This is a genomic window from Streptococcus oralis subsp. dentisani (genome assembly GCF_002096335.1).
In the GTDB taxonomy this organism is placed as follows: domain Bacteria; phylum Bacillota; class Bacilli; order Lactobacillales; family Streptococcaceae; genus Streptococcus; species Streptococcus oralis_Z.
In genome coordinates, this window is sequence record NZ_NCUW01000023.1 from 20,828 (window position 1) to 32,471 (window position 11,644).

Below are 11,644 nucleotides of genomic sequence, written 5' to 3' on the forward strand. Positions count from 1 at the left end.
GCGACGCTGACGTGGTTTGAAGAGATTTTCGAAGAGTATAAAAAGCGAGCAAGCTCGCTTTTAGTCTATTTTACTAAAGTTTAGTAAGAGTGAACTGGTCAGAACAGATACAGAACTAAAGGCCATGGCTAGACCTGCCAGTTCTGGATTGAGGGCCAATCCAACACCAGAAAAGATTCCTGCTGCAATCGGAATTCCGACGACATTGTAGATAAAGGCCCAGAAAAGATTGAGCAGAATACGGTTAAAGGTTTTCTTACTCATGTCAAAGGCACGAACCACTCCTAGGAGGTTATTAGTTGTCAACACTAAATCTGCTGACTCGATGGCGATATCCGTTCCAGCTCCCATGGCAATCCCCACATCTGCTACACTGAGGGCAGGAGCATCATTGATGCCATCACCAACAAAGGCTACTTTCCCAGCTGCTTGTAGTTTATGGATTTCATGGGCTTTTTCTTCTGGTAGGACGCCTGCAATGACCTCTTCGATTCCGATTTGATCTGCAATAGCACGCGCCACACCAGCATTATCTCCTGTCAGCATGACTGTTTTAAGACCACGTTTTTTCAACTGACTGATGGCTAGCTTAGCATTTTCCTTGGGAATATCTTGCAAAGCAAGCAAGCCTTTGATTTCATTATCAACAGCCAAGAAAACAACTGTCTTAGCTTCTTTTTCTAGTTCTTCTAGTTTTTCCTGATAAGCGCTGGAAATATCCATACTATCTAGCATTTTAGCATTTCCAAGTAAGACTTGTTTCCCAGCTATTTGCCCTGAAACACCTTTTCCGTGCAAGGCTTGGAAATTTTCGACAGTTTGAAACTCAAGTCCAGCTTCACTTGCTCTCTTGACAACAGCCTCAGCCAGTGGGTGTTGAGAAGCTTCTTCCAAGGAGGCAGCTAAGCCGAGCACTTCTGTCTCATCGCCAATGATATCAGTGACCACTGGTTTTCCTTCCGTCAAAGTCCCTGTCTTATCAAACACAATAGTTTGGACTTTCTGAATTTCCTGTAAGACTGTTCCATTTTTGAGAAGAACCCCCATTTTGGCACTGCGTCCTGTCCCTACCATAAGAGCTGTCGGTGTTGCAAGACCCAAGGCACAAGGGCAGGCAATAATCAAAACCGCAACTCCATAGAGAAGAGAAGACACAAAGCTAGCTCCAAGCACGACTACACTATCCCTGAGCAAAACGAACCAAACCCAAAAGGTCACGATTCCTAAAATGACAACTGCTGGGACAAAAATCCCTGAAATCTTATCCGTCAAGTCCTGAATCGGTGCGCGGCTAGTCTGAGCTTTCTTTACAAAGTCTACAATCTGTGCCAAAACAGTCTCTGAGCCAACCTTTTCTGCCCTAAAAATAAGCGTTCCGCTATTATTGATAGTTGAGCCAATGACAGTATCTCCAACTGTCTTGTCCACTGGCAGGCTCTCACCTGTCACCATGGATTCATCTATGCTGGACACACCTTCCACTACGACACCATCAACTGCAATCTTTTCACCTGGACGCACTCGAACCAGGTCGCCTACCTTGACTTGGTCCAAGGGAACTTGAACATAGCTATCATCACGCAAGACTTCCGCTGTTTTAGCCTGCAAATCCAGTAGTTTCTCCACAGCTTGGGAAGTATTTTTCCTCATTTTCTCTTCAAAAACTGCCCCCAAAAGAACGAAGAAGAGGATAAATCCAGCACTTTCAAAGTAGACAGGGAGACCAGCAAAGAGGGCAACTAGACTATAGAGATAAGCCACTAGAGTTCCCAAAGCAACCAAGGTATCCATATTGGCATTGTGTTTTTTAAAGCTGGCCCAAGCGCTTTGGATATAAGGACCACCTGCTACTAACATAATAGGCGTTGTGGCTAGAAAGGTTCCCCAATGCATGACTTGGTGACTAATGCTGCCTGTCAACATCCCAATCATGAGAATCACAAGAGGCACAGTAAAGATACTGGTAATCCAAAAACGCTGTAAAAGTGATAAAGATTTTCGAGTCTTCTCAACTACGGTATAACTTCCCTTTTGCATCTTCATTCCACATGAGAATTCATGTTTCCCCAACTCTTGAGGTGTAAAACGAATGACCTTTTCCTCGTCTACTCCGATTGGTTCCAAGATGCCTTCTTCTTCAAAAAGAATTTCCTTGTAACAGTTTGAAGGGGTGGCACGATGAAAGGTAATTTCAGCGGGAATTCCTTTTTGAAGCTGGATATGGGCTGGATGGTAGCCTTTGTCTGCCGTGATACGGATTTTTTGAACACCATTTTCAAGACTTGCTTTTACAATTTCAGTCATATCATTCTCCTATTCTACAATCATCTTACCGTGCATCATATTCATGCCACAAGAGAAACCATACTCTCCAGCCTGTTCAGGTGTGATTTCCACTACATACTCTTCACCCATAGGCAAGTCCGCATGCACTCCAAAATCTGGGAAAACAATCTGATCTAGGCAGGGTGAAGGGTCCTTACGGTCAAAGACAATACGGGCTGGCACTGATTTCTTAAGAATAATCAACTCAGGCGTATATCCCCCTTTGACTTCCACTCGAATCTCTTGGTAGCCCTTTTTTTGCTGAGCCTTTTGTCCAGATTTTTCAGGCTTTTTGAAAAACCAAATCAAGATAAACGCGATAAGGGCAATACAAATAATGGTTACAATACTATTTAACATGACGTCTCCTTTACATACAATTACATCTTACTTCTGTTACAGCGCTGGTTTTCTTCTCAGAAATCACAGCTTCTAAGTCTTCCAAGTCAGCCTGAGTAAAATCACATTCCATAATCAAATCAACCACCAACTGCTTGATCCTGCGGGAACAAACCTTGTCCTTGATATCTTGGACAAGTAAATGCCGACTTTGGTCCAAAGTTAAAAGGGCTGAATAGACAAAGAACTTGCCTTCTTTTTTCCTTGTCAGACACTCTTTCTCAACCAAACGAGCCAAAAGAGTTTGAATGGTCGACTTGGACCAGTCGAACCGCTCCGCCAGAACCCTGATCAAATCCGTACTGGTCTGCTCTCCTTGCATCCAAATAATCTTCATGACCTGCCATTCTGCATCTGAAATCTGCATAATCACACCTCCTAAATCTACATTTGTCGATTACAGTTATTAGTATACTCCGAAAATCTACATTTGTCAACTATAATTTTATTATTTTTTCGAAAAATAGAATTCTAATCATGTAACGAGAGATTTGCAGTCAAATTTTACTATATAAACTATAAAAATATGCTATACTGAAGAAAAAAGAAAACAACCACTAGGGGTGCGTAAAGCTGAGATTAACGACTGTTAGATCCCTTTGACTCAATCTAGGTAATGCTAGCTGATGGAAGTGGAAATGATAATGAGGACTAGCTAGTCTTCTATTGCTTTCCTCAAACAGACTAGCTTGTTCTTGAGAATACAAACTTCAGTTGGTTGGGAGGTTTTAGATGACTTATTTACCCGTTGCTCTAACCATTGCTGGGACAGACCCTAGTGGCGGTGCTGGTATTATGGCTGATTTGAAGTCATTCCAAGCTAGAGATGTCTATGGAATGGCCGTTGTGACCAGCCTTGTCGCTCAAAATACCAGAGGCGTTCAATTAATCGAGCACGTTTCCAACCAAATGCTGGAAGCTCAATTGAAAAGCGTCTTTTCGGATATCAAGCCTCAGGCTGTAAAAACAGGGATGTTGGCAACTACTGAAATCATGGAGATTATCCAACCCTATCTTAAAAAACTGGACTGCCCCTACGTGCTTGACCCTGTTATGGTCGCAACAAGTGGGGACACCCTGATTGATTCTAGTGCCAGAAACTACCTAAAAACAAATCTGCTTCCCCTTGCAACTATTATCACGCCCAATCTTCCTGAGGCAGAAGAGATTGTTGGTTTTTCGATTCATGATCCAGAAGACATGCAGCGTGCTGGTCGCCTGATTATAAAAGAATTTGGTCCTCAGTCCGTTGTTATCAAAGGTGGCCATCTTGAAGGTGGTGCCAAGGATTTCCTTTTTACCAAGGAGGAGCAATTTGTCTGGGAAAGTCCTCGAATTCAAACCTGTCACACCCATGGTACTGGATGTACTTTTGCTGCTGTGATTACGGCTGAACTTGCCAAGGGCAGAAGTCTTTACCAGGCAGTGGATAAGGCCAAGGCCTTTGTCACAAAAGCCATCCAAGACGCTCCTCAACTCGGTCATGGTTCTGGCCCAGTCAACCATACAAGCTTTAAAGATTAAGAAAAAACTCTCTAGTTCCAACTATAAGGGAATTAGAGAGTTTTTGATTAGGAAATCATGTCATCAAGCTTTGTTAAAAAAGCTTGCGTTTTTGCCTCAATATCTTCTGCCTGCATCAGATCTCTGACGACAGCGACCCCAGCTATACCAGTTGTAGCAAGTTGGTCAATATTCTCTGACGTCAAGCCTCCAATAGCAACTACTGGAATGGCAACCGTTTGGCAAATGGTTTTCAAGGTTGAAATCAGAGTGATGGGTGCATTTTCTTTGGTCGTAGTCGGGAAAATGGCTCCTGTTCCCAAGTAATCCGCACCTCCTTCTTCTGCCTCGAGGGCTCTTTTTACTGTTTTAGCTGTGACACCGAGGATTTTTTCAGGACCCAAGACTTTGCGGGCAACCGAAACTGGTAGTTCATCGTCGCCAATATGCAGACCTGCAGCATCAACCGCAAGACAAACATCCAAACGATCATCGATAATCAAGGGGACCTGATAGGCATCGGTTATTTCCTTGACTTGTTTTGCCAGTTGATAATATTGATTGGTAGTGAGATTTTTTTCTCGTAGTTGGATGATGGTAACACCTGAACGGCAGGCCGTCTCGACTTTTTCAAGAAAGTTTTCCAAGGAATCTTGGTAGCGATTGGTTACTAGATACAGCCTAAGTGCTTCTCTATTCATAAAAGTCTCCTTTGATGGCTTCTAGCCAGTTTTCATCTCTTTTTAGGAGAGAGAGTTGATTGAGAACTTGGTAACGAAAATCTTCCAATCCCATTCCTTGAACAAGAATTCTCTCGGCAGCGATATTGAGATAAGAAACTGCTAGGCAAGAAGCTTCAAATGCAGTCTTTCCTTGGCTGAGAAAAACGGCTGTCAAGGCTCCAACCAGGTCTCCTGTCCCTGTTATCCAGTCCAATTCTGCACAGCCATTTCCCAATACAGCAACCTGATTTTCTGAAACGATGAGGTCCTTGGGTCCAGTGACTAAGAAAGACATACCAGGATAAAGCTGACACCAGTCTTTCAAGACTTGAAGCAGATCCTCAGTTTCTTGATCTTTAGCACTCGCATCAACCCCAACTCCATGGTGCTTTAAACCAACAAGACTTCGGATTTCCGACATATTCCCCTTAAGGACTGTGGGCTTGTATTCTAAAAGATCTCTGACTAAGGTCTTACGAACAGGTGACGCTGATACACCAACCGCATCTACTATCATTGGGAGGCAAGCTTGGTTTGCATAAGTAGCTGCCATACGGATTGCTTTCTCCTTCTCAGCTGACAAATGCCCCAGATTGATAAAGAGAGCTTGGCTTTGTTTAGTAAAATCAAGAACCTCACGAGGGTAATCTGCCATGACAGGTTTGCATCCCAGAGCCAAAATGCCATTGGCCAGCATCTCACAAGAAATCTCATTGGTGATGCAGTGAATCAAGGAGCTGGAGGTTAGAGGAAAGGGATTTGTAAATTCCTGCATCAGTCTATCCTTTCACTGAAAAAATATCCTTGCACTTTTTTAAAGAATTCCTGCTTGATTAAAAATCGAAAGGCAATAAAGGAAATCGCTGTACCAATCAAGGTTGCTCCGAAAAATCTCGGAGTATAGATAAACCAGCTGAGCTTGGCAGCAGATCCCGTAAAGAGAACCATAACAGGATAGGAAACAATAGAACCGATAATCCCTGTTCCCAAGATTTCTCCTAGGGCAGAATAGTGAAATTTTCGACCATACTTATAAAAGAGACCTGCAAGGAGGGCTCCAAAAGTAGCTCCTGTTAGGGCCAAAGGGGGAATGCCTTGAGTAGACATACGGATAAAGGCTGTGGCTGTAGCCATGATCAAGGCATAAACAGGTCCCATCAAGATCCCTGCTAGGATATTGACTACACTGGACATCGGTGCCATCCCTTCAATTCGAAAGATGGGTGTAAGAACTACGTCAAGAGCAATCATCATGGATAAAATGGTTAATTTGTGAACTTGAAGTTGGTGGTTTCTCATTTTCTATTTCTTCTCTTTTTCTAAGGACTGCAAATCACTCGTCCAGGTTTGGTGTTGGTAAGCCATCTCCCAAAACTTGGCTTCCATGTGGACACTTCGGTGGAAGGCCTCTAGCATTTTTTGTTTGTCCGTCTCATTGCTTTCTCGATAGAGCTGATTGACCAGTGCTTCTTCCTCTTTAATCTGCTGTTCTAATTCATCGGTGATATAGGTTTCAATCCACTGTTGATAAAGAGGATTCGGGGATGGTTTGCGATTCAGTGCCTTGCCCAAATCATGGTATAACCAAGGACATGGGAGCAAACTAGCAAAAGCAATGGCTAGATTTGCTTCTTCAAATTGACGATAAATGTGAGAAATGTAATGATAACAGGTTGGAGCAATCGGTTGCTCCTCCATTTCCTGGTCACTGATTCCTAATTCCTTGAAAAATTGTTGGCGGATAAACAACTCACCATCCACTAGATTCTGGGCATTTTGTTTCAAAAGTCTTTTCATCTTCTCGTTTGAAGTCTTATCAGCCAAGAGGTGATAGGCTTCTGAAAAAGACTTCAGATAATAAGCATCCTGAATTAGGTAATAGCGAAAAATCGCAGGTTCTAAATTTCCCTCTTGTAACTGTAAAACAAAGGGATGATGAAAGGATGCCTGCCAAGCTTCCTTGGATAATTCCATCGCAATATCTGTAAATTCCATAATAACTCCTTTATAGAAATAAACTGGTTTGAAGCAATAAAAAGAAAAGTAAGTAGATCAATTTTGTTCTCTGCGAAATATAAAAAGTCCGATAGTTATTCTCCAACTGTGCATGTTCATCATATCCATGCGCAGATAGAGCTCTCAGGTAAAGATGGCGCCATCTAAAAACCGTCATCAGAACCTTACTGTAAATTAAGGGCGACCAAACATGCAGTTTTTGACCACGCAGTAAGCACGCTTCCTTGAGAGACTTGATTTCCTGCTGAATGAGGGGGAAGGCATTGAATACCACAATCAAGGCATAGGCCCAAGAGCGTGATAGCCCCTTTTGAGCCAAGTACAAGAGGAGCTCTTTTAGGGAAATACTGGAAACAAAGACAAGGCCGATACAAACCGTCACAAAGGCCCTCGTTCCAAGTATCACTGCCTGCGAAGCATCCCCATGTAACTGAACTGCCCAATAGTTAGCAAAGGAGGGCAAAATGGCAAGCAGAATCATCCAAGTCAACATTTTAAATCGACGGTAATAGAGTAAAAAGAGTATGCAAAATACGGCTACCGAAAGATTAAGAGCTATCGAGGGAATGAATGATGTTTCCAAGGATAAAATTAGAAAGAAGAGGCTGATAACCGGTGTCTGGGTTGCTACTTTGATCATACTACCTCACCTCCCCTAGAGCATCATTGTTCAGAGATGGGAGAGGTTTGCTGATGGTCACTTCTTGAAGATGGCTGAGACCCTCTCTCGTCATCTCTATCCAATAATCAACCACAGAGATCAAGGGATCCAAACGATGACTAATGATCAAAAAACTTCTTCCCTGATTTCTATCCTCTAACATCCACTGACAAAAATAGCCGCAGGCTCTATCATCCAAACCAGCAAATGGCTCATCCAGCAAGATCACAGAAGACTTGCTGGTCAAGATGGTCAAAAGCTGAAGAATCTTTTGCTGGCCACCACTTAATTGATAGGGACTCTTATCAAGCGCCTGCTCCAGATCAAAATATCGTAAAGCTTGAAGTATCCGCTGATTTCTTTCAGAGTCTGGGCTATCTAATTGCAGTTCTTCTCGCAGACTAACTCGGATAAATTGCTTTTCAGCTTCCTGAACAACACCCGTCAGATCACGATACAAACTCTTTTTCTTTTTCAGGACCGAACCCTTCCAAGTAACGCGCCCCTTATACTTCTGAAATTGAAGAATAGACCGAAAGAGGGTTGATTTCCCGACACCATTGTCACCCAAGATACAGGAAATTCCTTGGTAGAAAGTGAAATCTGCAATTGAAAAGAGGGGACGATGATCCAGCTCACAAGTCGTTCTGTCCATATGAAATAGTTCTGGGCTAGAAGCAACTTCCTTTGAAGCAACCTGTGTCATCTCAGAGCAAGGGATTTGAAACACTTTCCTTAGTTGTCCATCTCTTAGCTCCACCATATGGTCGATATAGGCTTCATAGTCCGTTAGATCATGGTCGCACAGGATGACTGTCTTCCCATTAGAGGACAACTCTTTTAGAATCTCCAATATCTCTATCCTGCTCTTGCGGTCAATGGAAGCAAAGGGCTCATCCAAGAGATAGACCCTAGGATTCATGGCAAAGAGGACAGCCAGCGCTGCTTTTTGCTTTTCCCCACCTGACAAGTGGTGGATGGGACGCTGCAAGATTGCCTTGCAGCGACACTGTTGAACCACCTCTGCTATTTTAGCATCAATTTCCTGAACGGGATGACCGATATTCTCCAAGGTAAAAATCAACTCCTCAAACAAGTTCTCCATGGTAAATTGATGATTGGGATTTTGAAAGAGAATGCCAACCGTCTGGACACGTTCGACGACAGAAAGCTGACTAACCTCGCTCCCATCTATCAGAACTTGACCACTATAGGGAAGAGAACTGACTTGGGCAATGACTTGAAAGAGGCTGGATTTTCCTGAACCACTGCTCCCAACTAACAAGGTAAAGGCTTGCGCATGAAAAGTAAAATCAATCGGCTCTGAGAAGATTGAGGACTGAATTCCTCGTAATTCCAGACCCATCTATGCCTTTCCTCCAGCCGCAAACTGATGATAGAGTTTGACAATGGCACGAACCAAGATGGTACAGAAGAAATAAACAGAAATAAAACGCACCACCAGCAAGGAAAGGACAAAAGGAAGGGAAAAGGCATAGTAACCTAATTTAATGTATTCATAGACAAAGCTAAAAAGGGTAATCCCAATACTATTAGCAGTTAGAGAGAGCCAACTTTCATAGCGATTCTTGGTCACAAGAAAGCCAAATTCACTTCCCAAACCTTGAACCAAGCCGGACAAAAGAGCACCTAGACCGAATTGGCTACCATAAAGGACTTCAGCAAGCGCAGCAAGCACTTCTCCAATCGTTGCACTTCCGACTCTTGGAACAAAGATAGCAGCAATGGGCGCAGCCATACACCAGAGACCAAAGAGGATTTCATTGGCAAAGGCCTGCAAGCCAAGAGGGGCCAAGATCAGGGTGAGGATATCAAACAGATAGCCTGAACCAACAAAAACGCCACCAAAAAAGATAGACAAGAAAGCAAGTAAAACAATATCTTTTAACTGCCATTTTTTCAACATAAAAAACTCCTTTTTAAAGAAAAGTGGGGCATTCAAGGAGAGTTACCAAAAGGCTTGCCGTCAAGCCTATCCTCTTTTGATAAACAAAAAAACTCCAATTACAAACGAGAATTAGAGTTGACCTTACAAGATTAGACAGTTCTTTTCGACATACGAAAAAAACCTTTTCACATTTCCCTTCGCCAGTATTAACTGTATCAGGTTCAATGGGTATCATCTCAGCCTAAAGCACCCCAAATGTCTTTATTATTTTATTACTGGACCAGTATAACAGAAAATGAAAGCCCTAGCAAGATATTTGACCGGAAAATATATTTATATAGTTTCTGATGACGATTTAATCTTTCTATACGCGAATAAAAACCTCCACATTATGCGGAGGCAATCTGTTTTATCAATACAATTTTAAGTCACGTGGGTCAACTGGGAAGGTTGGATTGTAAGGATTATGACGGAGTTTGAAGTGTTTGACATCTTCAATAGTCTGAGTTCCAGATAACTGCATAACTGTCTTCAATTCTGCATTCAAGTGTTCAAAGACTTGGCGCACACCAACACTACCGCCGAGAGCCAAGCCATAGATAACCGGGCGGCCAATAGCTACCAAGTCTGCTCCTGAAGCCAAGGCTTTAAAGACGTGTTGGCCACGACGAATACCAGAGTCAAAGACAATTGGTACGCGTTTGTCAACTGCTTCTGCTACTTCTTGAAGTGAGTCAAAGGCAGCTGGCCCACCGTCGATTTGACGGCCACCATGGTTGGTTACCCAGATACCAGAAGCTCCAGCAGCAAGCGAACGTTCAACGTCCTCACGGCATTGTGGCCCCTTGACATAAACAGGAAGTCCTGAGTATTCAGCGATAAATTCTACATCACGTGGAGACAAGCGTTGTTTGGCTGATTTGTAAACAAAGTCCATTGATTTTCCAGCACCTTCTGGCAGGTATTCTTCAACAATCGGCATGCCAACTGGGAAGACAAAACCATTACGCTTGTCCACCTCACGATTGCCTCCTACAGTCGCATCTGCTGTCAAGACAATCGCTTTATAACCTTCAGCCTTCACACGATCCATGATGTGGCGGTTAATCCCGTCATCCTTACTAAAGTAAAATTGGAACCAATGAGGTGTCCCTTGAAGAGCTTCTGTAATTTCTGGAAGGTCGACAGTTGAGTAAGAGCTAGTTGTATAGAGGGAACCAAACTCATGCACACCACGCGCAGTCGCCACTTCACCCTGTTCATTTGCCAATTTATGAGCTGCAACTGGCGCCATAATAATGGGTGAAGATAATTTTTCACCTGCAAATTCAATCTCTGTACTTGGATTTTCCACATCACAAAGCGTATGCGGAACGATGAGTTTGTGGTTAAAGGCGCGGATATTCTCCCGCAAAGTGAAAGTATCTTCTGCTCCACTAGCGATATAACCAAAGGCGGCTTTAGGAATGACTTGTTGCGCCATTGCCTCCAAATCATAAGCGTTAATAAAATCTACAGGTCCTTCTGCATTACTTGTTTTATATGACATAAAATGCCCTCCTTGTTAAGTAAGCGTTTACTTTGTATATTACAAAAAATATTCTAACTCTTTTTTCAAAATTTTTCAAATATTTTGTTTGGAAATTTCAAACTGATTGTCTGAATATATCCCAAAAAAGAGAGGGCTCTCATTCTATCATTATCCTATATTCTTCTTTACCCTTAGGAACCTTTGTTTTATTTCTTACATACAAAAAATCAGGTAATCCTAGTGACTACTTGATTTTCTATGTCTTAGGCATTTTGCCAATTTTCTTGGTCTTCTTTAAAGCGTTTTAAGAGATCTAATCTCTCTATCTTACTCAATATGGACTTAATGGGATAACGTTTCATACACTCTAAGACTGCTTGATTGACATACTCTGCTTTCTTTTCGACGAGTTTCTTTGTGACAGCATAGCGTGTTTGTCGTTCTACCAAGGTCAGAATAGAAGGTTCTCCTACTGTCTTTCTACCCAGAACAGAATCGATTTCCCAATCTCCAAAACGGGAGCGATTATTGATCTCTTCTGGCCTTTCTTCAATTGCCTTTCCTAGATGTTTCTTGGT

Annotated in this window: 12 protein-coding genes, 1 pseudogene and 2 riboswitches; of the genes and pseudogenes, 1 reads left to right on the forward strand and 12 read right to left on the reverse strand. The window is 42.6% G+C overall.

The genetic code is table 11. The annotated features are described in order from the left end of the window. Positions 1-60: 60 nt before the first annotated feature. From B7709_RS00715 to B7709_RS00725, 3 genes are read right to left on the reverse strand one after another with little or no spacing between them, the layout of a single operon-like run. Positions 61-2,304, reverse strand: a complete 2,244-nt coding sequence (locus B7709_RS00715) for a heavy metal translocating P-type ATPase (RefSeq protein WP_084970878.1) — start codon at positions 2,302-2,304, stop codon at positions 61-63. Positions 2,305-2,313: 9 nt separating this feature from the next. Next, a complete protein-coding gene (locus B7709_RS00720; protein WP_000935069.1) occupies positions 2,314-2,685 on the reverse strand; it encodes a cupredoxin domain-containing protein in 372 nt (123 codons plus the stop codon). 10 nt (positions 2,686-2,695) lie between these two features. Next, positions 2,696-3,091 carry a CopY/TcrY family copper transport repressor gene (locus tag B7709_RS00725; RefSeq protein ID WP_084970880.1) on the reverse strand — a complete coding sequence of 132 codons (396 nt, stop codon included), beginning with the start codon at positions 3,089-3,091 and terminating at the stop codon, positions 2,696-2,698. Positions 3,092-3,273: 182 nt separating this feature from the next. Further along, a riboswitch (TPP riboswitch) is annotated at positions 3,274-3,372 on the forward strand. Between the two features lie 84 nt (positions 3,373-3,456). Here B7709_RS00725 and thiD point away from each other — a divergent pair. Further along, positions 3,457-4,248: a bifunctional hydroxymethylpyrimidine kinase/phosphomethylpyrimidine kinase gene (gene thiD, locus B7709_RS00730; RefSeq protein WP_084970882.1), complete on the forward strand. Its 792-nt coding sequence runs from the start codon at positions 3,457-3,459 to the stop codon at positions 4,246-4,248. A gap of 47 nt (positions 4,249-4,295) precedes the next feature. Here thiD and thiE read toward each other — a convergent pair whose 3' ends face one another. The 9 genes and pseudogenes from thiE to B7709_RS00780 form a co-directional block, all read right to left on the reverse strand. Further along, positions 4,296-4,928: a thiamine phosphate synthase gene (gene thiE / locus B7709_RS00735; protein WP_084852539.1), complete on the reverse strand. Its 633-nt coding sequence runs from the start codon at positions 4,926-4,928 to the stop codon at positions 4,296-4,298. Further along, entirely contained in the window at positions 4,921-5,724 is an 804-nt protein-coding gene (thiM, locus tag B7709_RS00740; protein WP_084852540.1) for a hydroxyethylthiazole kinase, read from the reverse strand. The genes thiE and thiM overlap by 8 nt, the downstream gene beginning before the upstream one ends. Then, on the reverse strand, positions 5,724-6,248 hold the full coding sequence (thiW, locus tag B7709_RS00745; RefSeq protein ID WP_084852541.1) for an energy coupling factor transporter S component ThiW: 525 nt from the start codon (positions 6,246-6,248) through the stop codon (positions 5,724-5,726). The genes thiM and thiW overlap by 1 nt, the downstream gene beginning before the upstream one ends. A 3-nt stretch (positions 6,249-6,251) precedes the next feature. Beyond that, complete coding sequence (gene tenA / locus B7709_RS00750) at positions 6,252-6,944, reverse strand: thiaminase II (protein ID WP_084970884.1); 693 nt, start codon at positions 6,942-6,944, stop codon at positions 6,252-6,254. A gap of 10 nt (positions 6,945-6,954) precedes the next feature. After that, positions 6,955-7,605 carry an energy-coupling factor transporter transmembrane component T gene (locus B7709_RS00755; protein ID WP_084970885.1) on the reverse strand — a complete coding sequence of 217 codons (651 nt, stop codon included), beginning with the start codon at positions 7,603-7,605 and terminating at the stop codon, positions 6,955-6,957. A 1-nt stretch (position 7,606) separates the two neighbouring features. Further along, complete coding sequence (locus tag B7709_RS00760) at positions 7,607-8,992, reverse strand: ATP-binding cassette domain-containing protein (protein ID WP_084970887.1); 1,386 nt, start codon at positions 8,990-8,992, stop codon at positions 7,607-7,609. Then, a complete protein-coding gene (locus B7709_RS00765) occupies positions 8,993-9,553 on the reverse strand; it encodes an ECF transporter S component (protein ID WP_084970889.1) in 561 nt (186 codons plus the stop codon). Between the two features lie 157 nt (positions 9,554-9,710). Further along, positions 9,711-9,799: riboswitch (TPP riboswitch) on the reverse strand. Between the two features lie 148 nt (positions 9,800-9,947). Continuing rightward, a complete protein-coding gene (gene lctO / locus B7709_RS00770) occupies positions 9,948-11,084 on the reverse strand; it encodes an L-lactate oxidase (protein WP_045617471.1) in 1,137 nt (378 codons plus the stop codon). A 311-nt stretch (positions 11,085-11,395) separates the two neighbouring features. Continuing rightward, positions 11,396-11,644 (reverse strand): annotated as a pseudogene (locus B7709_RS00780) (IS30 family transposase); the annotation flags it as partial.

Coding starts and splice junctions, on each gene's coding strand:
- thiM (WP_084852540.1), bottom strand. CDS start 5,724: ATGCAGGAATTTACAAATCCCTTTCCTCTAACCTCCAGCTCCTTGATT.
- B7709_RS00720 (WP_000935069.1), bottom strand. CDS start 2,685: ATGTTAAATAGTATTGTAACCATTATTTGTATTGCCCTTATCGCGTTT.
- B7709_RS00760 (WP_084970887.1), bottom strand. CDS start 8,992: ATGGGTCTGGAATTACGAGGAATTCAGTCCTCAATCTTCTCAGAGCCG.
- tenA (WP_084970884.1), bottom strand. CDS start 6,944: ATGGAATTTACAGATATTGCGATGGAATTATCCAAGGAAGCTTGGCAG.
- thiD (WP_084970882.1), top strand. CDS start 3,457: ATGACTTATTTACCCGTTGCTCTAACCATTGCTGGGACAGACCCTAGT.
- B7709_RS00765 (WP_084970889.1), bottom strand. CDS start 9,553: ATGTTGAAAAAATGGCAGTTAAAAGATATTGTTTTACTTGCTTTCTTG.
- B7709_RS00755 (WP_084970885.1), bottom strand. CDS start 7,605: ATGATCAAAGTAGCAACCCAGACACCGGTTATCAGCCTCTTCTTTCTA.
- B7709_RS00715 (WP_084970878.1), bottom strand. CDS start 2,304: ATGACTGAAATTGTAAAAGCAAGTCTTGAAAATGGTGTTCAAAAAATC.
- B7709_RS00725 (WP_084970880.1), bottom strand. CDS start 3,091: ATGCAGATTTCAGATGCAGAATGGCAGGTCATGAAGATTATTTGGATG.
- thiE (WP_084852539.1), bottom strand. CDS start 4,928: ATGAATAGAGAAGCACTTAGGCTGTATCTAGTAACCAATCGCTACCAA.
- thiW (WP_084852541.1), bottom strand. CDS start 6,248: ATGAGAAACCACCAACTTCAAGTTCACAAATTAACCATTTTATCCATG.
- lctO (WP_045617471.1), bottom strand. CDS start 11,084: ATGTCATATAAAACAAGTAATGCAGAAGGACCTGTAGATTTTATTAAC.